The sequence below is a fragment of the Janthinobacterium sp. GMG2 genome (assembly GCF_033949445.1).
GTDB lineage: Bacteria > Pseudomonadota > Gammaproteobacteria > Burkholderiales > Burkholderiaceae_D > Janthinobacterium > Janthinobacterium aestuarii.
On sequence record NZ_JAXAWA010000005.1, the window covers coordinates 401,057 to 422,710 of the forward strand.

Genomic DNA, 21,654 nt, shown 5'->3' on the forward strand with positions numbered 1-21,654 from the left:
CTAAGCAGTTTTGCAACTTTACCTTTGGCTATCATGCACTTGATTAACTCCAGTTTGAACCACGCCTTGCGCGTGCCGCTGGCTGCGGAAATCCACTCGCGGCCGTTTTTGCAGCTCGATGCCCCCGAACTGATCACCCATCTGGCCGTGTATAAAGATGACAGCGCGGTGACTGGCGCGTCGAATATGGCGGCCCAGCACGCCACCTTGGCGGCCCTGTGCACGCATTTCGGCGTCACGCCCCCTAGCACCGAAGCCAAGTATTTTTATTACGATTTTGGCCGCTTCCGCCTGAAATGGGAATGCCACACGGAATTTGCCACGTTTACCTTTGCCGAGCATCCTGGTGCCGCCTTGCCCCTGGAACAGGCGTTCGAGCGCATGCCCCTGGAGCAATTGCCGCAGCAATGGCTGGTGGGCTTGAAGGGCAAGCTGATGGTGGCGGCCCACGTGGTGCTCGAGCAGGCGACCGAGCCTGCCGAGATCTTCATGCAGGGTTTGTCGCGCGTGTTCGAGGGCAATACCCTGGCCGGCAGCAAGGTGCTGCAGGGCGGAGAGTTGTGGACGGATTTCACGATCCAGTCGGACGGTTTCAGCCGTTTCGTCATCCGCGATGCGGGCATGCGTTCGCAGCAGTCGGGCCGATTGGTGCAGCGCGTGCTGGAAATCGAAACCTACCGCATGATGGCGTTGCTGGGCTTGCCCTACGCCATGCAGGCGGCACCATCGTTGAATGCCATCGAAAACGAACTGGCGACCCTGGCCGCCGCCATGGTCGACACGGACGACGCACCGGGCCTGGCCAAGAGCGACGACGGTGTCTCCGAGCAAGGCTTGCTCGACCGCATCACGCGCCTGGCCGCCCGCATTGAAAAGCTTTCACTCGACAATAGCTACCGTTTTTCCGCGTCGAAAGCCTACATGGGCCTCGTCAAGGCGCGCATCGACGAGTTGCGCGAAGTGCGTATCGAAGGCATCCCGACGGTTGAGGAATTCATGGACCGCCGCCTGACACCGGCCATGAACACGTGCGAAGCGATGGCGAGCCGCCAGGAAGCGATGGCGCAGCGCATTGCCAACACGAATGACTTGCTGCGCACGCGCGTTGGCATCGTGCAGGAATTGCAGAACCGGCAAATCCTGCAATCGATGAACGCCCGCGCGGCGCAGCAGCTGCGCTTGCAGCAGGCGGTGGAAGGCCTGTCGGTTGCCGCCATTTCCTATTACGTGATCGGCCTGTTCAGCTATACGGGCAAGGCGGCCAAGGTGATGGGACTGCCCGTGAATCCGGAAATCCTCGTCGGCGCCCTGGTGCCGTTCGTGGCGGCCGCCGTCTGGCTGGGCCTGCGCCGCATGCACCACAAGCTGCACGCGGACTGAACAGGACGACGCTGCGCTGTCATATTTGCTATCTTTCAACATTCGACCGTCAGGTGTTTTGAAAGGAAGTTGCGTGCTACCGAATGTTGGCGATGTTTACAGTGTGTTTTCGTCCGAGCTGCAGCAGTATGTGGCTTGCCAGGTCACCCGCATCAAGGATGCGTCCTCGTCCAGGCCGGTAGCTGCCGTGCTGGAGCTGGACTGGACCGGCGACGCCTTGCCCGATGCGGCGGCCGTGCAAGCCATGCGGCCGCTGCTGTGCGACTATTTCTTCTGGAATAACCGCCACGACCACTGCTATGCCACGGCAAACGTGCCGCCTGGCCATACTCTCGTGGGCAATATCGCGCCGCTGGTCGATGTGGAAGTCAACAGCTACCGCAGCGGCTGGAACGTGGGCGACAGCGTGCTGCGCCAGCGCAACTGGGAGCGCATCGACCCGTTGCGGCGCCAGCAATTCAAGGCGGCGTCGGACGAGCGTGAAGTAACCGTCGGCGGCCAGGTCTTGCGGCAGGACGCGACGAAAATCGATGACAGTGTCTTGCAGGCGCTGGGCGACATATCCGAGCTGGAGCAACTGCCTTGCCTGATGTCGATCGAGACCGCCGATGGCTCGCAAGCCTTGATGGAGTTTATCCAGGGCAACCCCTTCATCAATGAGCTGCACTGGCAATCATCGACGGTGCATGCGCTCGATTTCAGCGGCAGCGGCTTGAACCGGCTGATCCTGCAGTCCGATGGCGTTACCAGCCTGGTCTTGAACAAAGGCTTGAGCCTGCTCGCGTTGCGCGGTGCGCCATCGCCGGCGCTGCGCATCGACGATGGCGCCGACGGCCGCCATTTGACACTGCAGTGCACGCAGACGCTGGCGCCGTTCCACGGCCTCGGCCAGTTGGGCGGCCTGTCGCTGGTGAGCATGAAGGAAGTCGACCTGGCGCAAGTGGCGCGGCGCTTTCCCCATCTGACGGCCTTGCGCATCTGGGGCAAGCCGGGGCTGGCGTCGCAGATAGCCAGCCTGGCGCAGCTGAGCCAGCTGCAGATGTTCACCGCCTATGACCTGTTCGGTTACACAGCGGAGGAGTTTCCATCGGCCACGCAATTGCCGCAGCTGTCGGCCTTGTGGCTGACCAGCTTGCCGGCCGATGTGGCCAAGGCCATCAAGACCGGCTACAAGAGGGCTGCGGCGCTGGGACTGGACTTGTCGGTGACCAAGGCGCGCAAGCCGGAATGGCTGGCGGACAACCTGCTCAACCCGTTCCGCGACTGGGATGGCCGCGAACATATCTCTCCTGCGTATGCAAAAAAGGCGGCGCTGGCCTACAAGAACATGCTGGCCGTGACGCGCGGCATCGATGTGGCCATGGAGGCGACGGCGGCGACAGCCGCGCTGGAGACGATGGTCACCGCCTATGTCGATGTATTCAACAAGATCGAGCGGCGTGCGAGCATCATCGAGACGGTCGAGCGCGAGGAAATCTACACGGTACTGGCGGAACTGCTGGCGCAGTTGCGGCAGCAATTGGGCGGGCAGGGTGCGGCGCTCGTCGATGAGGCGGCATTGCTGGACTTGTTCGACCGCTTGCGCGAATTTTAGTTTTTCACGAACTAGAAAAAAAGTTCTAGACATCGAGTTCTAGAATCGGTATTCTGGCGGCATGTTAAAAAATACCTCCACTCCCCATCCCACGGCCGCCGAACTGGACCTGCTGCGCATCTTGTGGCAGCGCGGTCCGTCCGACGCCCGCGCCGTGTATGACGCCCTGGCCGCCGAGCGCGCCGACGCCAGTTACGCCACCGTGCTGCGCCAGTTGCAGCTGATGCATGGCAAGGGCTTGCTGAGCCGCGATGAAAGCCAGCGTCCCCAGCTGTATGCGGCCGTCGAAGCGCAGGAAAAGTTACAGACCAGCTTGCTCAAGGACTTGATCGGCAAGGTGTTTTCCGGTTCCGGCAAGGCGCTCGTGCTGACGGCGCTGCGCGAGCACGTGAGCGACGCGGAACGCCTGGAAATTGAAAAAATCCTGCGCAGCAAGGACGGCGGCGCGCCATGAACCTGGACATGGGCTTGGGCGTTGAGTTGGGCAAGCTTGTCCCTGCGCTGGGCTGGGTGCTGCTGTATTTTGTCTGGCAGGGCATGATCGTCGGCGCAGTGTCCGCCGTCCTGCTGTGGCTGCTGCGCCATGCCAGTGCCCGCTGGCGCTATGCCGTCTGCGCGCTGGCGCTGCTGCTATGCCTGTGTATTCCCACCGTCCATCTGCTCTCGCTCCTGTCCGGCACATCGCCAGCCCAGCTGCCGGTGGACGCGCCGCCCGCCTGGCGCGCCGCGCTGCAAGCGTGGATGCCGGCCCTGGTGCTGGCCTGGAGCGCCGGCGTTGGCCTGATGAGCTTGCGCCTGTGCCTGGGCCTGGCCTGGGTCGGCAAGCTGCGCCGCCAGGCCGTGGCCGCCCCGGCCATCTGGCAGGCGCGCCTCGATGCGCTGGCGCAGCGCATGGGCTTGCAGCGGCGGCCGCCGCTGAAGCTGCATGCGGGCTTGGCCAGTCCTGTGACGGTGGGCTTTTGGCGCCCCGTCATCCTGCTGCCGACCGCCTTGCTGAGCGGCATGCCCGTCGCCTTGCTCGAAGCGCTGCTGGCGCATGAGCTGGCCCACGTGCGGCGCTGGGATTACTTGGTCAACCTGCTGCAAAGCGTGGCCGAGGCGCTGCTGTTCTTTCACCCTGTCGTCTGGTGGCTGTCGGCGCGCATGCGGGCCGAGCGCGAACAGGTGGCCGACGCCCTGGCTGCGCAAGCGCTGCAAGATCCGCAGCGGCTGGCCACGGCGCTGCATGCCTTGTCCCTGCAGACGGCGGCGCCGCAGCACTCCGGCTTGCTGATGTCGGCCCGGGGCGGGGCATTGCTCACGCGCATAGAACGCTTGATGGCGCCCGGCCTTGATACCGGCAGCTGGAAGATGGCCGTGCCCGCCTTGCTGCTGGCCTGCGCCACCTTGCTGCTGCAGACGCAGGGCAAGCCCGAAGTCAGCGGGGCGATCCTGGCCGAAGCCGCAGCCGGCATGCTGGACTTGCCCGTCAGCGCGAAACACATGCTGGTGTTCGATGACGCCAGCGGCAAGGTGCTGATGGCGAAAGACGCGGACGCCGTCGTGCCCATCGCCTCGATCACCAAGCTGATGACGGCCATGGTGGTGCTCGACGCGGGGCAGGATAGGGATGAGCAAGTGCGCATCGTGCGCGCCGATGGCGAGGCGTCCTTGCAGCGCCACAGCCTGCTGGCCGATGGCGTGGCCGTGTCGCGCGGCGCGCTGTTGCAACTGGCGCTGCTGCCGTCCGAAAACCGCGCCGCCGCCGCGCTGGCGCGCACTTATCCTGGCGGCAGCGCGGCTTTTAATGACGCCTTGCAAGCGAAGATCCGCCACCTGGGCTTGCGCCATACCACCTTGCTGGACCCCGTCGGCAGTTCGCCAGCGAATACCTCCACGGCCAGCGAGGTGGCGAAGATCGTCGCGGCCGCCGCGCGCTATCCGGACATCGCGCGCATCACCAGCCACCCGCAAGCGAGCGTGGCCGTCAATGGCAAGACACGCACCTTGCACAACACCAACCCGCTGGTCGGTGGCAAGGGCTGGGACATTGTGCTGTCCAAGACGGGCAGCAGCCACGAGGCGGGCAGCTGCCTGAGCATGCGCATGCGCAGCGGCGGCAAGCACGTCACCGTCGTACTGCTGGACGCCGACGGCGCACAGCGCCGCTCGCTCGACGCGGGACACATCCGCGACACCCTGGCCGACAGGACCGGTCGCATGCATTGATACCCCCCCCCCGGCGCGCCAGTGCGGGCGCCTTTTTTTACACTCTGGAGATGAAGATGACACTATTGGCGAAGTTGATGCTGGCTACGGTTGCGACCATGGCGGCTGGTACGGGGCAGGCGAAGACGCCGGCGACTGTGCAGGATAAACCGGTTAATTGCGACAATTGCAAGGAATGGAACGCGCCCGTCAAGCCGTTCAATGTATTTGGCAATACCTGGTATGTGGGCACGGCCGGCCTGTCGGCCGTGCTGGTGACGAGTCCGCAAGGCCATATCCTGCTCGATGGCGCGCTGCCGCAATCGGCGCCGTTGATCATCGCAAACATCAAGGCGCTGGGCTTTCGCATCGAGGACGTGAAATACATCCTCAATTCCCACGCGCATTGGGACCATGCGGGCGGCATTGCCGCGCTGCAGCGGGCCAGCGGCGCCACCGTGATGGCCAGCGCAGCGGCCGCGCCCGTGCTGCAAAGCGGCACCAATGGCAAGGACGATCCGCAGTACCAGGCCAATCCCGTCGTGCATGTATCCAAGGTAAGCAAGGTCAGCCTGGTGGCCGAGGGCGATACCGTCAAGCTGGGACCGTTGACCCTGACGGCCCACATGACGCCAGGGCACACTCCCGGCGGCACGACGTGGACGTGGACGTCATGCGAAGGCCAGCGCTGCCTGGACGTCGTGTATGCGGATAGCCTGAACCCATATGCGAGCGGCGATTTCCGCTATACGGGCAAAGGCGCGGGCAAAGGCGGCACGCCCGATATCTCGGCCTCGTTCGAAGCGAGTATCGCCAAGGTGGCTGCCTTGCCATGCGACATCATCATCCCCGTGCATCCGGGCACGACGGACGTGCTGGGCAAGGCCGCCAGACGCAGCGGATCGGACAATCCCCTGATCGACGCCAGCGCCTGCCGCGCCTATGCGGCCGAAGCGGGCGGCTTGCTGGCCAAGCGCCTGGCGAAAGAGCGGGGCGAAGCGGCGCCTCTTGACGCCAAGGGCGCCGCGCACGTGCATTAAGTTTTTTTACTCTGTCGCCTGCCGCTGTTTGTGCAGGCGTTTCAGGAACACCGTCATTTCCTTGACGGCTTGCAGGTCGCCTTGCTGCTGGGCCACGGTCACGCCGGTGGTCCACGCGGCCTGCGCTTCGTCCAGCCGGCCCAGCTGGTGCAAGGCCTTGCCCAGCAGTTTCCAGGCGGCGGAATATCCGGGCTGCTGCACGGTGGCTTGCGCCAGGTGCAGGGCTGCTTGCTCGGCGTCATGGTCTTTCAGGCAGGCATCTCCCAGGCCAAAGCGCAGCAGCGCGTTGTCGCGCCCCTGCGCCAGCAGTTTTTCCAGATTTTCACGCATCAAGAGCTCCGTTAATATGCAAGTTTATTCTTGTATATTAACGTTTCCGCTTGCAAGTAACAAGCCCGCGTTCAATCCCGCACCTCTACCACCAGCTTGCCGCGCGCGCTGCCGTCCGTCTGCGCCGCGTGCGCATCGTGCGCCGTGTGCAAGGTAAAGCGGCGTGGATCGAGCCGCACCTGCAGCTTGCTCGCCTCGATTAACTTGTTAGCTTCGCGCAGGATGGCGCCATGGCGCGCATGATGCTCACCGCTCAACAGGGGCAGCAGGGTGAACACGCCCGAGTACGTCGCCGCGCGCGCCGTCAGCGGGCTCAGCGCGAACGTGCCCCAGCCGAGGCAGCTGACGACGTGGCCGCCGTAGAGGCGTGCCGCCTGGAAGCTGGCGTCCAGGGTGGCGCCGCCCACCGTGTCGTAGACGATGTCGAAGCCGGCGCCGCCCGTGTATTCGGCCACGTAGTCGTCCACCGTGCTGGTCCGGTAATCGATGAAGCGCGCGCCCAGCGCCTCGATGGCGTCGCGGCTGGCGGCGCTGCCCGTGGCAAACACCGTGGCGCCAAGGGCCACGGCGAGCTGCACGGCCATGTGGCCCACGCCGCCCGCGCCGCCATGCACGAGTACGCTGTCTCCCGCCTTCACGTGGGCACGATCGACCAGCCCTTCCCAAGCCGTGATGAAGACGAGGGGCAGGGCGGCCGCTTCGCGCATGCTCAGCCCAAGCGGCACGGGCGCCAGCAGGGCGACGTCGAACACGCCGTACTCGGCCAGCGAGCCCTGGATGCCGCCGATGCCGCCCGCCATGCCGTACACTGTTGCGCCAACGTGAAAAGTCGTCACGCCATCGCCGACGGCTTCCACGGTGCCGGCCACGTCGATGCCGAGGATGGCGGGCAGGCTGGGCCGGGCGTGCGGGGCGGCGCCGGCCGCGATTTTCGTGTCGAGCGGATTGACGCCGCTGGCGGCGATGCGCACGAGGACTTGCCCGGGGCCGGGCTGCGGCACGGGCAGGTGTGCGATGCTCATGGGGGCGGCAAAGCTGGTGAGGACGAGGGCTTGCATGGAATTCTCCTGTGGTTGATGCCCCAGTCTAGGCGGTGACGGCACAAAGAAAAACGGGGCGCGGCCCCATGCACTATTTCGATATCGTGGATAATCATAGTCAAACAGGAGGGAGTGCATGGACAGGCTGGAAGCGATGCAGGTGTTTTGCGCCGTGGTCGAGGCGGGCGGTTTCAGCAAGGCGGCGCAGCGCCTGGGCATTTCAACCTCGTCCGTGACGAATCAGGTGGCGGCGCTGGAAAAACACTTCGGCGTGCGCCTTTTGCAGCGCACCACGCGCAGCATGTCGCTGACGGCCGAAGGCCGGCAATGCCACGCGCAGGCGCGCCAGATGCTGGCCGATATGGCGGCGCTGGAGTCCAGTCTTGAACAAGCGGCCGGGAAACCTTCGGGCAGCTTGCGCGTGGATATGCCCAGCAGCATCAGCCGCAACCTCGTGGCGCCCGCCTTGCCCCGCTTTATGGCCGCTTATCCCGACATTTCCCTGCGCCTGACGGTCAGCGACCGCCTGGTCGACATGGTGGAAGAGGGCATCGACGTGATGCTGCGCATCGGCGAACCGCAGGATTCGTCGCTGGTCGCGCGCAGCCTGCTGAACATGGATTATCTGTGCTGCGCCTCGCCCGCCTTTGTCGCCCGGCATGGCCTGCCGCGCACGCCGCAGGAGCTGGACCAGTTTGCCTGCCTGCATTTCCTGTATCCGAAATCGCGCCAGGTGCGGCCCTGGCTGTTCCAGGCCATGGAAGGAGAGGCGGGCGACGCGGCATATGCGCACACGCCGCCGGCCGCCTTGGCCTTCGACCATATCGAATCGATGATCGCCGCCGCCCAGGCCGGTTGCGGCATCGTGCAGGCGTTGTCGGTTTCCGTGCTGCAGCCGCTGCGTGAAGGCAGCCTCGTGCCCGTGCTGCAAGCATTCCGCACGCGGGGGCCGGGCCTGTGGGCGCTGTTCCACCCGCGCCAGCTGCGCGCAGCCAAGGTGCAGGTGTTCGTGGAGTTTTTGGCGCAGATGTTTGATGAAGGCTTTAATGAGAATTGATTATCAATTATAATGCAAGCCTATTGCATTGAATTGCCCATTGTCAGGAATCCCATGTCCGTGTTTTTACGCCGCCCCATGGCGCTCTTGCTGGCCACCGCCAGCCCCCTGGCGCTGGCAGCCGATCCTGCCGCCGACCAGCCCGACGCGCAGGACGTCGTCACCGTCAAGGCCGAGCGCCAGCATTACCGCAGCCTGTCCGCCACGGGCGCCACCAAGACGGATGCCTTGCTGATGGACTTGCCGCAAAGCGTGCGCGTGCTGACCGGCGACTTGCTGCGCGACGCGGGCGTGACGACCCTGGCCGGCGCGCTGGACCTGGCCAGCGGCATTGCAAAACAAAGCCCGCTGGGCGGCCTGTGGGACAGCTACGCCATGCGCGGCTTCACGGGCGACCCGAATTTCGGTTCCGACTACATGGTCAACGGTTTCAGTTCCAGCCGCGGCTACAACGGCATGCGCGACGGCGGCAATACGCAGGCAGTGGAAGTGCTGAAAGGCCCCGCGTCGGCCCTGTACGGCCGGGGCGAGCCGGGCGGCACGGTGAACATCACGACGAAAAAGCCGAAGTTCGCGCCGGAATACAGCGCCGATGTATCGCTCAGCAGCTTCCAGACGCGCCGCGCCGCCATCGATTTGACGGGACCCTTGAGCGGCAACATCGCCTACCGCCTGAACGCGGCGCATGAAGAAGGGCACAGCTTCCGCGATACTTTGAAAGTCGAGCGCAGCCTGTTTTCGCCGTCCTTCCTCTGGCTGGTGGGCGAGCACACGACCGTGTCGTATGAAATCGAAGCCGTGCGGCAGCGCGCGCCGTTCGACCGGGGCGTGGTGGCCGTAAATGGTCAACTGGGGGCCGTGCCAGTGTCGCGCTTCCTGGGTGAGCCGGGCGACGGCCCCATGACGGTCAAGTCGCTGGGGCAGCAGCTGTTCATCCACCACGCCTTGTCCGACGACTGGACGGTGCAGGCGGGCGCGTCCTACCGCGACAGCGAATTGACCGGCTATTCGACCGAGGCGAACAGGCTGCTGGCCGATGGCCGCACCTTGAACCGCCAGCGCCGCCACCGCGATTTTTCGGCCACCGACGTGTCGGCACGCGTTGAAGTGCTGGGCAAGTTCGGGACGGGCGCGCTGGCGCACGAGGTGCTGGCCGGTGTCGATGCCTATCATTTCGATGACCACCGCGTGCAGCTGCGCCGCAATCCCTCGGCCGCGAATGCCTATGCCATCGATATTTTCAATCCCGTGTACGGCGGCAAGGCCGATCCGCTGGCCCTGTCCATCGACACGCAGGAAGGGCAAAGGGCGCGTGGCCTGTATGCGCAGGACCAGATCGACCTGGGTGCGCAATGGAAGGCGCTGGTCGGCGTGCGCCACGATAGCTACACGCAGGATGTGAGGAACAATCGCCTGCAGGTGAGCAACCGCCAGTCGCTGTCGGCCACCAGCCCCCGCGCGGGCCTCGTCTACCAGCCGACGAAGGCGTGGTCGCTGTATGCGAGCGCGGCCAAGGGTTTCCGGCCCAACAGCGGCATCAGCATAGCCAACCAGGCGTTCCCGGCCGAGCGCAGCCGCTCGTATGAGCTGGGTGCCAAGCTGGAAACGGGCAAGCTGACGGGCACCGTGGCCGTGTACGACATCCGTAAGAGCAATGTGCTGACGACCAATCCCGCCAACACGGACTTCGCCATCGCGGCGGGCGAGGTGGGCAGCCGGGGCCTGGAGCTCGACGTGTCGGGCGAAATGGCGCGCGGCTTGCGCGTCTCGGGCGCCTATGCCTACACCAATGCCACCGTCACGCGCGGCGACAATACGATCGTGACGGGCAGCCGCTTCGCCAACGTGCCGCGCCACAGCGCCAACTTGCTGGCCACGCAGCAATTCGCGCTGGGCACGGGCACGGCCAGCGTGGGCGGCGGCCTGCAATACGTGGGCGAGCGTCTGGGCGACGTCGCCGTCAGCAGCAAATTTACTCTGCCGGCCTACACGACGGCCAAGCTGCTGGCATCGTACTCGCCGACGGCGAAACTGCGCCTGGCGCTGAACGTGGAAAACCTGTTCAACCGCAGCTATTATGCGAGTTCCTATAGCCAGCTGTGGGTGGCGCCGGGGGCGGAGCGCACGGTGACGTTGAATGCGCATTACCGGTTTTGATGTATTCACCCAACAGCAAAGTGCTGGGGTCGGACCTTAAGGTCCGACCCCAGTTTCTGCCGTTGGGGTACGCATGCTATTCTTACCCTTACATTAAAAATGAATAAATGACTGCTTCCCTGATTTCCCCCGCCATCCTGCGCGCCCGCATCGCCGTCATCGACGTCATGCGTGGCCTCGTCATGCTGATCATGCTGTTCGACCATGTGCGCGAAACGTTCTTTCTGCATCACCAGGTCAGCGACCCGATGGATGCTGCCCACGTCGACCCGGCCCTGTTCTTCACGCGCCTGGCCGCCCACGTATGCGCGCCCATGTTCGTCTTTTTGACGGGTTTGTCGGCCTGGCTGTATGCGCATCCGGCCGCCGCTCCGCGCAGTGCTACCGGCTTTTTGTTCAAGCGGGGCTTGCTGCTCGTCGTGCTGGAACTGGTGTTCGTCAACTTTGCCTGGATGGGCACTTTCACGCCGGCGATCCTGTATCTGCAGGTGATCTGGGTCATCGGTCTGGCCATGATGGCGCTGGCCGTGCTGCACAAGCTGCCGTTGAAAGTGCTGGTCGTGCTGGGCGTGGCGATTATCGCCGGCCAGCATTTGTTTACCTGGCTGCACGCGGAAGAGGGCAGCCTTGGCTACTATCTGCTGACGGTGCTGCTGCAACGCGGTTATCTGGTCGCCGATGGCGCCATGAAAATCAAGGTCAGCTATCCGCTGCTGCCGTGGATAGGCGTGATCGTGCTCGGCTATGCAGCCGGGCCCCTGTATGCGCGCGGGCTGTCTGCCGAAGGACGGCGTCGCCTGCTGCTGGCGCTGGGCGGCGGCAGTTTGCTGCTGCTGGCTGTGTTGCGCGGCTTCAATCTGTATGGCGAAACTTTGCCGTGGGTGGCCGGCGACACTGCCTTGCGCACGGCCATGAGTATGCTGAACTTCACCAAGTATCCGCCGTCGCTGGACTTTTTGCTGTTCACCCTGGGCCTGGGCTTGCTGGGCATGGCCTGGCTGGAAAGCGTCGATAACTGGTTTACGCGGGCTTGCGCCACCTTTGGCGGCGCGCCCATGTTCTATTATTTGCTGCACCTGTATCTGCTGCTGCTCATCGGCACTACCTTGACGGCTGTGCTGGGCGCCAACCATGGCAACCGTTTTGGCGTCGAGCACATCTGGCAAGTGTGGCTGATCGCGCTGGCCCTGATGCCCGTGCTGTACTTTCCTTGCCGCGCGTTTGCCAGTTACAAGCGCACCTCGAAACAGGCCTGGGTGCGTTACTTCTGAGCTCGCCTACTTGCAGTAGAGACGATCAATGCTGTGCGACGATGCCAGGTAATGCCGCGTCTGCCAACCGATGGCCACCCGGTAGGCGCACGGCGGATCGAGCGCCACGTTGACGGGGAAGCCGCCATTGTTGCCCGATAAATGCGGCCCGCCCGCGCCGCCACGGAACAGATAGTTGCTGGACGGTGGCGGCGGCGTGAAGCTGGCGGCCGGCAGCGGTGGCGGCGGGTGCGTGATGCCGTTGTTGTTGGAAATCGTGACATTGAAAAAGCGCAGATGCGGGTGGTCGATCGTGTACAAGATATGCACGAGGCCGCCCGCGATGGGGTTGCAGGCATTGCTGCGCAACTCTTCCAGGTCCAGCGCCACGATGACGGGCGAGTTGTCGAAGACGATGGAATCGAGCCCGTCCGTGGCCACGAGGGCCAGGCTGATACCGTCGCGCACTTCGAAGCCCAGGCGGTAGCGGCGTATCGGTTCGCTCTCGGCCGCCGTCAAGCTGCGCCCCGCGTCGAGGATGGGCAAGCCGCCCGGCAGCTTGGCCGGGTGCAAGCTCGTGATGGCCGGCGTATTCACGGTCAGCAAGTCGAACGTGCGCAGGAAGATGCTGGGCGCCACGTTGACGATGGACGTCGTGCCGTCGCGCATGTCCACGGTGACGGGCTTGCCGTCCACCCGTATCCAGCCGCCCGGTTTCAAGTCGCCCGCATCGATGATGACGGGCGCTGAATCGCCGAGACCCAGTCCGTTCGTATAAAACACATAGCCGACGTGCGTGCCGAGGATTTGCGTCAACGGCGCCAGGTTGGCGGGCGCGACCGGGGGGATGGCCGTCGGGTCGTCGCTGCCGCCGGGCCAGGACCATTCGCCGATGAGGAAACGGTATTCGAGCGGGTTGGCGGGAATGGCGCTGTTGCGCAGCGGACAATTGCCCTTCAGGGTGACGCCGCCGGCGAATACATACGAGGCGCCGGGGCCGCCCGCATAGCCTTGCGCGGAAAAGCCGGCCAGCGAGGGAAACGGGTGGATGTCGAAGATTTCCACCTGCTGCCAGTGGGGCACGCCTTCCACGTCGGGCGGCAAGACGTCTTTCGAGCACAATTCCACGCAGAAACAGTGACCCACGTTTTCGCGCCCTGGCTGCCGGCCGTTGGCCTGCGTTTCCGACAGGATGGTGACGCTGCCCAGCTGCGCCGTGAAATACACGTCGGGTCCACTGGCGAATTCCACGTTGATGAACGGAGAGAAAGGCGTCAAGGTGAAGTCCGACGTCAGGTAGTCGATGCGGAAGCGCCCGCTGGCGTCCGTCACCGCGACGCCGAGCGCATCGTCCTGCAGCCAGTCGGCGTCGAAGGCCCGCACGGTGGCGCCGGCGATGGGCGCGTGGGGAGCGTCGCAGGTGCGCAGCCGGCCGCAGATGGTCCAGGCGCCGAAGCGGGCGCGTACGAGGCACCAGAAGCGTTGCGGCAGGCAATAGTCCCAGATGGCGAGGAAGTCGTTCTCGACCTGGCGCCAGCGGGGCTGGATGGTGGTGATGGAAAACTGCAGCGGCACGGGGTCTTTCGGCCCCGGTTTCAGCCGCGGCACGGTAGGGCACAGGATATCGACTTCCACGGCCTCGCCCTGGTAATCGCCGTCCAGGGTGAAACTGTAGTTGCCGTCCTCGTCCGTGCGCGCTTCCGCCAGCAGGAACGGCGCTTTCGCCTGCACTTCCTCGTCGGTGAGGATGGCGAAGGTTTCCTTGGCGCTGGCCATGGCCAGGGCCGTGACGTTTTGCGACTCGCGCGGCCGGTACAGGCGCACGATGACGTGGGACAAGGCTTCAGGACACTCGACACAGATCAAGCCGCATAGCTTGCCTCGCAGGATATAGGCCATGATGGCTCCCTTGCTGATGTGGACGGCGCGCCGCCCGGAATGGCGGCGCTGTTACCAAGCTAGCAAATGGGCAGCGGTCGGGCTTGATCCTGCGTAAAAGTATGGCTATTTGATCAGCGCCAATACCTCGCGGAAACGCGGGTGCTTGCAGTCGCGCAGCCATTCGAAGGCCAGCATCTCCACCGTCACCAGATGGGCGCCCAGCTTGCCCAGGCGGGCCAGCGCCGCGTCGCGGCTGGCTCCCTGGCGCGAACCGACGGCGTCGATGGCGATGATCACTTCGTAGCCCAGTTCCAGCAGGCCGATGGCCGTCTGCAGCATGCACACATGGGCTTCGCACCCCGTGACGACGATCTGTTTGCGCCCGGCGGGCAGCATCTGCTGCAAGCCGTCAAAACAGGCGCCGAAATGCGTCTTGTGCAAGGTCCGTTCGCACAGGGCGGCGATCTCTTCCACGTTTGGCCCCAGTCCCTGGCGGTTCTGTTCCGTGCCCAGCACGGGCACGTCGAGCAGGCGGGCGATCTTTGCCAGGCGCAGGTTTTGTGCCAGCACGAGGCCCGCATCGTGGATGGCCGGCATCAAGCGGCCTTGCAGGTCGACAATGACCAGCACGGCCTGGTTCGCATCCATCAGCATGGCGTTCTCCTTATTAGTATGTGGCGACAGTGTAGCGCGCCGCAGCGTGCTCAAGCTGGCCAGCTGGGCGTGGCCGTTTCGCCCATCAGGTAAGCGTGGTTCAAATCGATGGCGCTGCGCAGGTAATTCCACAGGGCGCTGACCCGGGCGATATTGCGCCGTTCGCTGGGCGAGATCATCCAGAAGGCGCGCAGCAGGTCGATTTCGCCGTCGAGCACGGGCACCAGTTCGTTCGACTGCTGGGCCACGAAGCAGGGCAAGATCGCCAGCGCCTGGCCCGCGCGCGCCGCGTGGTACTGGGCGATGACGCTGGTGCTGCGAAACGCGCGCAGGGAGTCGGGCGCCACGTTGTCCATGTAGCGCAGTTCCGAACTGAAGACCAGGTCATCCACGTAGCCGATGATCGGGTGCTGCGCCAGTTGCGCCACGCTGGTGATCGGCGCGTGACGCGCCAGGTAGGCTGGCGTGGCGTACAGTTTCAGCCGGTAGTCGGACAGCTTCGTCACCACGTACGGGCCGGACAGGGGGCGCTCGATGGAAATGGCCACGTCCGCCTCGCGCTTGGACAGGCTGACGAAACGGGGCACGGCGATCAGGTCCACGCTGATGTGAGGGTATCTGCCGCAAAACTGCGCCAGATGGGGCGCCAGCACGATGGCGCCGAAGCCCTCGGTGGCGCCCAGGCGCACCTGGCCCGACAGCAGCCGATTATGTTCGCCCAGTTCCTCGGTGGCGGCAAACACCGTGCTTTCCATGGTTTCCGCGTATTCCATCAGGCGGTGGCCCTCGGGTGTCAACTGGTAGCCCACGTAGTTGCGGTCGAACAGCTGCGTGCCCACCTGCTCCTCGAACTTGCGCATGCGCCGCGACACGGTGGAGTGGTCGATGCCCAGCTTTTTCGCCGCATCGACGAGGCCGGCGCTGCGCGTCAGTTCCAGGAAGACCCGTACATTGTCCCAATCGAGCATGGCAAACCCTCTCTGTGCATTTTTGCAAAGGAATTATGCATTAATTTCACTTGAGCGCATATTTTTACACATGCAGAATGCATCTATACATATAAGAAAAACCCATCCACCTGGAGACACGCATGAAAAAAACCGTTCTGGCCATGGGCGCGCTGGCGCTTACCCTGTCCTTTGGCGCGCACGCGCAGATTTCCGATGGCGTCGTCAAGGTCGGCATCCTGACCGACATGTCCGGCCCGTATTCGGCCATGGGCGGGCGCGGCTCCGTCGTCGCCAGCCAGATGGCCGTCGAGGATTGTTTGAAGGCCGAATGCAAGGGCATGAAGATCGAGATCCTGTCGGCCGACCACTTGAACAAGGCCGACATCGCCGCCTCGAAGGCGCGCGAATGGATAGACCGCGACAAGGTCGATGCCATCGCCGATCTGACCAATTCCTCGGTGGCCCTGTCCGTGCAAAAGCTGATGAAAGAAAAGGGCGGCATCGCCATGTTCAGCGGCCCGGCCACGGGGCGCCTGACCAATGAAGACTGCTCGCCGAACGGCTTCCACTGGATGTTCGACACGTATTCGCAGGCGGCCGGCACGGCGGCGGCGCTGACCAAGCTGGGGCAAAAATCGTGGTACTTCGTCACCGTCGATTACGCGTTCGGCCACTCGCTGGAAAAGGACGCCAGCGATGTCGTCAAGCGCAATGGCGGCACCGTCGTGGGCGCCGTGCGCCATCCGCTGAACGCGTCCGATTTCTCGTCCTTCCTGGTGCAGGCGCAAGGCTCGAAAGCGCAGGTGATCGGCCTGGCCAATGGCGGCGCGGACACGGTGTCGGCCATCAAACAGGCGCGCGAATTCCGCATCGGCAGCGGCAAGGACCAGCGCCTGGCCGCCTTGCTCGTGTTCCTGTCGGACGTGCACGCGCTGGGGCTGGACACGGCCCAGGGCCTCGTCTACGCAGACGGCTTTTACTGGGATTACGACGACCGCAGCCGCGCGTTTGCCAAGCGCTTCGAGGCGCTCAACAAGGGCGCCAAGCCGACCATGGTGCAGGCGGGCGTGTATTCGAGCGTCTACCACTACCTGAAATCGGTGGCGGCGGCCAAGAGCGACGACTCGAAGATCGTCGCCGACAAAATGCGCCAGCTGCCGATCAAGGACGCCGTCATGAACAACGCCTCGATCCGCCCTGATGGCCGCGTCATCCACGACATGTACCTGGTGCAGGTCAAAACCCCGGCCGAATCGAAAGGCGCGTGGGACTACCTGAAAGTGCTGTCGACCATCCCCGCGGACCAGGCGTTCAAGCCGATGGATGCGGCGGCTTGCAATCTCGTTAAAAAGTAATTTTAGTCTATCGACGGAGCAGCAAAGGCCGGGGTCAGTTCCTTCGGAATCGGAATTTCCCCCCACTGGGGGAAATTTCCCCGGCGGGTCTGACCCCAGTACTCCGCTGCTCCGTCGAGTCCTATGAACATCGCACACCCGGAGCCTCAACCATGAACCAAGCCCTCACCCAAATCCCCGCCATCCCCCTGCACATCGCCGGCAAGCACCACGCTTCGACCAGCACCGAATGGCGCGACGTCATCAATCCGGCTACGCAGGAAATCGTCGCCAAGGTACCGTTTTCCACGCCGGACGAAGTCAACCTGGCCGTCGCCACGGCCAAGGAAGCGTTCAAGACCTGGCGCAACACGCCGCTGGCGGCGCGCATGCGCATCATGCTCAAGTACCAGCACCTGATCCGCGAAAACATTGGTGCCCTGGCCGAACTGATCACGCGCGAGCATGGCAAGACCTTGCCCGACGCGGAAGGGGAAGTGATGCGCGGCCTGGAAGTGGTGGAGCACGCGTGCTCGATTGCTACCTTGCAGCTGGGCGAGATCGCGGAAAACGCGGCCACCGGCGTCGACGTGTACAACATCTACCAGCCGCTGGGCGTGGGCGCCGGCATAACGGCCTTCAATTTCCCCGTCATGCTGCCATGCTTCATGTTCCCGATCGCCATCGCCTGCGGCAATACCTTTGTATTGAAACCGTCGGAGCAGGATCCGTCCTCGTCGATGTACCTGGTTGAACTGATGTACCAGGCGGGCTTGCCGGCCGGCGTGCTGAACGTCGTGCATGGCGGTGCGGACGTCGTCAACATGCTGTGCGACCATCCCGACATCAAGGCCGTGTCCTTCATCGGTTCCACCCACGTGGGCACGCATGTGTACCGCCGCGCCAGCGAATCGGGCAAGCGCGCGCAATCGATGATGGGCGCGAAAAACCATTGCGTGGTGCTGGCCGACGCCAACAAGGAGCAGGCGATCAATAACCTGATCGGCGCCGCGTTCGGCGCGGCCGGCCAGCGCTGCATGGCCAATTCCGTCGTGGTGCTGGTGGGCGAGGCCCGCTCCTGGCTGCCGGAAATCGTCGCCCGCTCGCAAGCGCTGAAAGTGGGGCCGGGCAGCGACCGCACGGCCGACCTGGGTCCGATGGTGTCGAAAGCGGCCATGCAGCGGGCGGAAAAGCTGATCCAGGCGGGCGTGGACGAAGGCGCGCAACTGCTGCTCGATGGCCGCGGTCACAAGGTGGCCGGCTACGAAGGCGGCAACTTCATGGGGCCGACGATTTTCTCGAAGGTGGCCGCATCGAACTCCGTCTACACGCAGGAAATCTTCGGCCCCGCCATGTGCGTCGTCGAGACGGACACGCTGGACCAGGCCATTGCCTTCATCAACGCCAACCCGAACGGCAACGGCACGTCGATCTTCACCTCGTCCGGCTGGGCGGGGCGCAAGTTCCAGAACGAGATCGACGTGGGACAGGTGGGCATCAACGTGGCTATTCCCGTGCCCGTCGCCTACTTCAGTTTCACGGGCTCGCGCGCGTCGAAACTGGGCGACCTGGGCCCGAACGGCAAGCAAGCCTTGTACTTCTGGACGCAAACGAAGACCGTCACGGCGCGCTGGTTCGCCCCGGACGATGGCGGCAGCGGCGTCAATACCACCATCTCGATGAAATAAGGGGACGCCATGGGCACCAATATCGTTTTCATCGGCCTGGGGAACATGGGCTTGCCCATGGCGCAAAACCTCGTGCGGGCCGGCCATGCGGTGACGGGTTTTGACCTGGTGCCGGCCAGCGTGCGGCAGTTCGCCGACGGCGGCGGCCTGGTGTCCGATGACCAGGCGGCGGCGATAGGCCAGGCCGACATCGTCATCACCATGCTGCCGGCCAGCCGCCACGTGCTGGGCGCCTACCTTGGCGAAGCGGGCATCCTGGCGCAGGCGCGTCCCGGCACCTTGCTGATCGACTGTTCGACGATTTCCACCGAGGCGGCACGCCAGGTAGGCCGCGCGGCGCAGGAGCAGGGCATGCCCATGCTGGACGCGCCTGTTTCGGGCGGTACGGCGGGCGCCACCAACGGCACCTTGACCTTCATGGTGGGCGGCGAAGCATCCGCGCTGGCGGCGGCGCGGCCTTACCTGGACGTCATGGGCAAGGCCATCTTCCATGCGGGCGGCTCGGGTTGCGGCCAGACGGTCAAGATCTGCAACAACATGCTGCTGGGGATACTGATGATCGGCACCAGCGAAGCGATCCGTCTGGGCGTGGCCAATGGGCTCGATCCCAAAGTGGTGTCGGACGTGATGGCGAAAAGCTCGGGCCGCAACTGGACCCTGGACGTGTACAACCCGTGCCCGGGCGTGGCGGAAAACGTGCCCGCGTCGCGCGGCTACACGGGCGGCTTTGGCGTCGATTTGATGCTGAAAGACCTGGGCCTGGCCGTGGAAAGCGCGCTGGCCAGCGGAGCCTCCGTGCCGCTGGGCGCCTTGTCGCGCAATTTATACAGTTTGCACAGCAAGGCGGGATCCGGCGCACTGGACTTTTCCAGTATTTATCAGCTATTGGGCGATAAAGCTTAAGGCTGTTGCGCCTGCAGGGCGGCCAGTTCCGCCCTGGCTTTTTCCAGCTTGCCTTCCAGCTTGGCGATTTTCTTCGGCTGTTTGTTCGCTTCCTGGGCCAGGCGTAGCGAACGCTCCGTCTGGTTCACCTTGGCCTGCGCCTTGACGATTTTCTTGTTGTGGCGCTCGACCAAGGTGCTGTCGCGGCAGTGGGCATTGACTTCGTCAAGCGCGCGCGTGAGGCCCGCGACCTTGTCGGACAAGCCCTGTTCTTTGGCCTGGCGCAATTCGCTGCGGATGCTTTCGCGCTTGGCGGCGCAGCCGGCCAGCTGGGTGTCGGCGGCGCTGGCGGCTCCGCTTGTGGCGATGGCAAGGAGCAAGGCCAGGGCGGTTTTCGATAGATGGTTCATAGTGTTCCTGTATCAGTGGCGGGCCCGTGCAATGTAAGCCCGCCGGGGTGCCCTGTCAAACTTCCCGTACCGTGCGCGCCTTCCTGGCGCGGCATCGGCTACCATGCGTGTTTTCTTCTTCCCGACACCGTCGCATGCCCAAGAAATTACTCTGTCTGATTCCTTTTCTGCTGCCGCTGCCCGTCCTGGCGCAAACCTCGCCCACCTTGCTCGACCTGCAGCTGATCGCCATCAAGGCCAGGGCGGATGTGGCTAGCCATAGCCCGGAAAGTATCGCCGAATTTGCCGAGACGCGGCGGCTGGCGGAAACAGGCGACGTCGAAGCACAACTGGAACTGGCGCGCATGCTGCAGCTGGGCGCCGGCACGCCGCAAGACACGGCGCAGTCGATGGCCTGGGTACGCAAGTCGGCCGAGGGCGGCTATGCGCCGGCGCAATCGGCTTTGGGCCTCGCCTACACCGTGGGTGGCAAGGTGCCCATCGACCGTGTGCAGGGCGAATACTGGCTGCGCAAGGGCGTGGCGCAGGGCGACGCACTGGCGCAAACCATCCTGGCCCTGGAATTCATCAATGGCGGCAGCAGTGCCGAAGAACAGGCGCTGGCCATCACCTGGCTGAAGGCGGCGGCGAACGAGCAGCACTTTGTGCCTGCCATGCGGCGCATGGTCGATGTGTACGTCAACGGCGAACTGGGACAACAGGCGAATGCCGAAGACGCCGCCGAATGGCGCGGCAAATTGGCTGAAAAGGAAAACAAATGAAGACCATCCTGTTCATCTTGAGCCTGGCGCTGGCGCAGCCCGTCCTGGCGCAACAGGCAGCCACCAAAGCACCGCGCCAGCATCCGGCGCTGGCCGAATTCGACACGCACGGCCTCGATGACATGCGCGCAAAGGTGCAGGCCGTGCTCAGCCGCCCGGCCGACCTGTCGCCGGACAAGGTCGCCGCCTTCGAGAAAGCGCGTATCGCTGCGGAAGGGGGCGATGCCGCCGCCCAGCTGGAACTGGCGCAGATGCTGCATGAGGGCGAGGGCGCGCCGCGCGATGCCGACGCCGGTCTGGCGTGGATGAAGAAATCGGCCGAAGGCGGCTATGGTCCGGCGCAGGCCTTCCTGGGCGTGGCCTATACCTTGGGCCAGGGCATGGCCATCGACCGCAAGCTGGGCGAATACTGGTCGCGCAAGGGCGCCGCGCAAGGCGTGGAATTGGCCAACTTCATGGTGGCGCAGCACTTTGAAAATATCCACAGCAGCGCGGAAGAGCAGGCGCACGCGCTGCACTGGCTGAAGTTTTACGCCGAGAATGGCTTCATTCCCGCCTACAATGAAATCGGCTACCGCCTGATGATGACGGCGAAGGACGACGCGCAGCGCAAGGAGGCGTTCGGCTGGTACATGAAGTCGGCCAAGGCGCTCGATCCGTCCGGCTTGAACAACGTGGCCTACTCGTACGAAGTGGGGCAGGGCGCACCGCAGAGCGACGAAGCGGCCCTGGGCTGGTACGAAATGGCGGCCATCGCCAAAAGCCCGCCGGGCCAGACGGGCTTTGCGCGGCTGCTGGAGCAGGGCCGTGGCGGCCCGACCCGGCAAGGGCCGGCTCCTGAACCGTTCGAGTTGTACCTGCTGGCCGCAAAGCAGGGCGACGCTGAAGCCATCGAGCGGCTGGTCAAGGTGTACGATAAGGGCGAGCTGGGACAGGCGGCCGACCCCGCGCAGGCCGCACTGTGGCGTGAAAAGCTCAAGCTGGCGAAGACTCCCTGAGGGGGCATGACGGCGCGGAAACGGCATGCTATCATCATTGTTATCGATAACAATATCATGA

At 64.3% G+C, this 21,654-nt stretch carries 19 protein-coding genes; 13 read left to right on the forward strand and 6 right to left on the reverse strand.

From position 1 onward, the window contains the following. The first annotated feature begins 33 nt into the window (after window positions 1-33). The 5 genes from SKZ59_RS20350 to bla all read left to right on the forward strand — a co-directional run bounded on the left by SKZ59_RS20350 (window position 34) and on the right by bla (window position 6,201). Window positions 34-1,380 (forward strand): DUF3422 family protein, encoded by a 1,347-nt coding sequence (locus SKZ59_RS20350; RefSeq protein WP_034757534.1) that lies wholly within the window; start codon window positions 34-36, stop codon window positions 1,378-1,380. 73 nt (window positions 1,381-1,453) lie between these two features. Then, window positions 1,454-2,974 carry a hypothetical protein gene (locus SKZ59_RS20355; protein ID WP_319992774.1) on the forward strand — a complete coding sequence of 507 codons (1,521 nt, stop codon included), beginning with the start codon at window positions 1,454-1,456 and terminating at the stop codon, window positions 2,972-2,974. Window positions 2,975-3,035: 61 nt separating this feature from the next. After that, window positions 3,036-3,428 carry a BlaI/MecI/CopY family transcriptional regulator gene (locus SKZ59_RS20360; protein ID WP_034757543.1) on the forward strand — a complete coding sequence of 131 codons (393 nt, stop codon included), beginning with the start codon at window positions 3,036-3,038 and terminating at the stop codon, window positions 3,426-3,428. Further along, the gene (locus tag SKZ59_RS20365; protein ID WP_319992775.1) at window positions 3,425-5,182 is read left to right on the forward strand and encodes a M56 family metallopeptidase; all 1,758 of its coding nucleotides are present in this window, start codon (window positions 3,425-3,427) and stop codon (window positions 5,180-5,182) included. The genes SKZ59_RS20360 and SKZ59_RS20365 overlap by 4 nt, the downstream gene beginning before the upstream one ends. 56 nt (window positions 5,183-5,238) lie before the next feature. Beyond that, window positions 5,239-6,201: a subclass B3 metallo-beta-lactamase gene (gene bla / locus SKZ59_RS20370; RefSeq protein WP_319992776.1), complete on the forward strand. Its 963-nt coding sequence runs from the start codon at window positions 5,239-5,241 to the stop codon at window positions 6,199-6,201. A gap of 6 nt (window positions 6,202-6,207) precedes the next feature. On the opposite strand, the gene SKZ59_RS20375 is transcribed toward bla, so the two are convergent. Next, on the reverse strand, window positions 6,208-6,531 hold the full coding sequence (locus SKZ59_RS20375) for a tetratricopeptide repeat protein (protein WP_319992777.1): 324 nt from the start codon (window positions 6,529-6,531) through the stop codon (window positions 6,208-6,210). A 71-nt stretch (window positions 6,532-6,602) separates the two neighbouring features. Further along, window positions 6,603-7,589: a zinc-dependent alcohol dehydrogenase family protein gene (locus SKZ59_RS20380; protein ID WP_319992778.1), complete on the reverse strand. Its 987-nt coding sequence runs from the start codon at window positions 7,587-7,589 to the stop codon at window positions 6,603-6,605. A gap of 118 nt (window positions 7,590-7,707) precedes the next feature. Between SKZ59_RS20380 and SKZ59_RS20385 the strand changes: the two genes are divergently transcribed. The 3 genes from SKZ59_RS20385 to SKZ59_RS20395 all read left to right on the forward strand — a co-directional run bounded on the left by SKZ59_RS20385 (window position 7,708) and on the right by SKZ59_RS20395 (window position 12,056). Continuing rightward, window positions 7,708-8,628, forward strand: a complete 921-nt coding sequence (locus SKZ59_RS20385) for a LysR family transcriptional regulator (RefSeq protein ID WP_319992779.1) — start codon at window positions 7,708-7,710, stop codon at window positions 8,626-8,628. 54 nt (window positions 8,629-8,682) lie between these two features. Then, entirely contained in the window at window positions 8,683-10,785 is a 2,103-nt protein-coding gene (locus SKZ59_RS20390) for a TonB-dependent siderophore receptor (RefSeq protein WP_319992780.1), read from the forward strand. Window positions 10,786-10,892: 107 nt separating this feature from the next. Beyond that, on the forward strand, window positions 10,893-12,056 hold the full coding sequence (locus SKZ59_RS20395; protein ID WP_319992781.1) for a DUF1624 domain-containing protein: 1,164 nt from the start codon (window positions 10,893-10,895) through the stop codon (window positions 12,054-12,056). A gap of 6 nt (window positions 12,057-12,062) precedes the next feature. On the opposite strand, the gene SKZ59_RS20400 is transcribed toward SKZ59_RS20395, so the two are convergent. The 3 genes from SKZ59_RS20400 to SKZ59_RS20410 all read right to left on the reverse strand — a co-directional run bounded on the left by SKZ59_RS20400 (window position 12,063) and on the right by SKZ59_RS20410 (window position 15,538). Further along, the gene (locus SKZ59_RS20400; RefSeq protein WP_319992782.1) at window positions 12,063-13,934 is read right to left on the reverse strand and encodes a hypothetical protein; all 1,872 of its coding nucleotides are present in this window, start codon (window positions 13,932-13,934) and stop codon (window positions 12,063-12,065) included. A 105-nt stretch (window positions 13,935-14,039) separates the two neighbouring features. Beyond that, window positions 14,040-14,570 carry an isochorismatase family protein gene (locus SKZ59_RS20405; RefSeq protein ID WP_139092504.1) on the reverse strand — a complete coding sequence of 177 codons (531 nt, stop codon included), beginning with the start codon at window positions 14,568-14,570 and terminating at the stop codon, window positions 14,040-14,042. A gap of 50 nt (window positions 14,571-14,620) precedes the next feature. Then, window positions 14,621-15,538, reverse strand: a complete 918-nt coding sequence (locus tag SKZ59_RS20410) for a LysR family transcriptional regulator (protein ID WP_034757572.1) — start codon at window positions 15,536-15,538, stop codon at window positions 14,621-14,623. Window positions 15,539-15,660: 122 nt separating this feature from the next. On the opposite strand from SKZ59_RS20410, the gene SKZ59_RS20415 reads away from it, so the two are divergent. The 3 genes from SKZ59_RS20415 (at window position 15,661) to mmsB (ending at window position 19,445) form a co-directional block, all read left to right on the forward strand. After that, window positions 15,661-16,875: an ABC transporter substrate-binding protein gene (locus tag SKZ59_RS20415; RefSeq protein ID WP_319992783.1), complete on the forward strand. Its 1,215-nt coding sequence runs from the start codon at window positions 15,661-15,663 to the stop codon at window positions 16,873-16,875. Between the two features lie 152 nt (window positions 16,876-17,027). Then, complete coding sequence (locus SKZ59_RS20420; RefSeq protein WP_099402354.1) at window positions 17,028-18,542, forward strand: CoA-acylating methylmalonate-semialdehyde dehydrogenase; 1,515 nt, start codon at window positions 17,028-17,030, stop codon at window positions 18,540-18,542. A 9-nt stretch (window positions 18,543-18,551) separates the two neighbouring features. Beyond that, a complete protein-coding gene (gene mmsB, locus SKZ59_RS20425; RefSeq protein ID WP_319992784.1) occupies window positions 18,552-19,445 on the forward strand; it encodes a 3-hydroxyisobutyrate dehydrogenase in 894 nt (297 codons plus the stop codon). On the opposite strand, the gene SKZ59_RS20430 is transcribed toward mmsB, so the two are convergent. Then, window positions 19,442-19,834: a DUF1090 domain-containing protein gene (locus SKZ59_RS20430; protein ID WP_319992785.1), complete on the reverse strand. Its 393-nt coding sequence runs from the start codon at window positions 19,832-19,834 to the stop codon at window positions 19,442-19,444. The genes mmsB and SKZ59_RS20430 overlap by 4 nt on opposite strands. A 134-nt stretch (window positions 19,835-19,968) precedes the next feature. Between SKZ59_RS20430 and SKZ59_RS20435 the strand changes: the two genes are divergently transcribed. After that, window positions 19,969-20,595 (forward strand): tetratricopeptide repeat protein, encoded by a 627-nt coding sequence (locus SKZ59_RS20435; RefSeq protein ID WP_319992786.1) that lies wholly within the window; start codon window positions 19,969-19,971, stop codon window positions 20,593-20,595. After that, a complete protein-coding gene (locus SKZ59_RS20440) occupies window positions 20,592-21,593 on the forward strand; it encodes a tetratricopeptide repeat protein (protein WP_319992787.1) in 1,002 nt (333 codons plus the stop codon). The genes SKZ59_RS20435 and SKZ59_RS20440 overlap by 4 nt, the downstream gene beginning before the upstream one ends. Window positions 21,594-21,654 lie beyond the last annotated feature (61 nt).

Bases quoted from the DNA above. Each gene is read 5' to 3' on its own strand.
- SKZ59_RS20350 (WP_034757534.1), top strand. From the start codon at position 34: ATGCACTTGATTAACTCCAGTTTGAACCACGCCTTGCGCGTGCCGCTG.
- SKZ59_RS20360 (WP_034757543.1), top strand. From the start codon at position 3,036: ATGTTAAAAAATACCTCCACTCCCCATCCCACGGCCGCCGAACTGGAC.
- SKZ59_RS20365 (WP_319992775.1), top strand. From the start codon at position 3,425: ATGAACCTGGACATGGGCTTGGGCGTTGAGTTGGGCAAGCTTGTCCCT.
- bla (WP_319992776.1), top strand. From the start codon at position 5,239: ATGACACTATTGGCGAAGTTGATGCTGGCTACGGTTGCGACCATGGCG.
- SKZ59_RS20375 (WP_319992777.1), bottom strand. From the start codon at position 6,531: ATGCGTGAAAATCTGGAAAAACTGCTGGCGCAGGGGCGCGACAACGCG.
- SKZ59_RS20380 (WP_319992778.1), bottom strand. From the start codon at position 7,589: ATGCAAGCCCTCGTCCTCACCAGCTTTGCCGCCCCCATGAGCATCGCA.
- SKZ59_RS20385 (WP_319992779.1), top strand. From the start codon at position 7,708: ATGGACAGGCTGGAAGCGATGCAGGTGTTTTGCGCCGTGGTCGAGGCG.
- SKZ59_RS20390 (WP_319992780.1), top strand. From the start codon at position 8,683: ATGTCCGTGTTTTTACGCCGCCCCATGGCGCTCTTGCTGGCCACCGCC.
- SKZ59_RS20395 (WP_319992781.1), top strand. From the start codon at position 10,893: ATGACTGCTTCCCTGATTTCCCCCGCCATCCTGCGCGCCCGCATCGCC.
- SKZ59_RS20400 (WP_319992782.1), bottom strand. From the start codon at position 13,934: ATGGCCTATATCCTGCGAGGCAAGCTATGCGGCTTGATCTGTGTCGAG.
- SKZ59_RS20405 (WP_139092504.1), bottom strand. From the start codon at position 14,570: ATGCTGATGGATGCGAACCAGGCCGTGCTGGTCATTGTCGACCTGCAA.
- SKZ59_RS20410 (WP_034757572.1), bottom strand. From the start codon at position 15,538: ATGCTCGATTGGGACAATGTACGGGTCTTCCTGGAACTGACGCGCAGC.
- SKZ59_RS20415 (WP_319992783.1), top strand. From the start codon at position 15,661: ATGAAAAAAACCGTTCTGGCCATGGGCGCGCTGGCGCTTACCCTGTCC.
- SKZ59_RS20420 (WP_099402354.1), top strand. From the start codon at position 17,028: ATGAACCAAGCCCTCACCCAAATCCCCGCCATCCCCCTGCACATCGCC.
- mmsB (WP_319992784.1), top strand. From the start codon at position 18,552: ATGGGCACCAATATCGTTTTCATCGGCCTGGGGAACATGGGCTTGCCC.
- SKZ59_RS20430 (WP_319992785.1), bottom strand. From the start codon at position 19,834: ATGAACCATCTATCGAAAACCGCCCTGGCCTTGCTCCTTGCCATCGCC.
- SKZ59_RS20435 (WP_319992786.1), top strand. From the start codon at position 19,969: ATGCCCAAGAAATTACTCTGTCTGATTCCTTTTCTGCTGCCGCTGCCC.
- SKZ59_RS20440 (WP_319992787.1), top strand. From the start codon at position 20,592: ATGAAGACCATCCTGTTCATCTTGAGCCTGGCGCTGGCGCAGCCCGTC.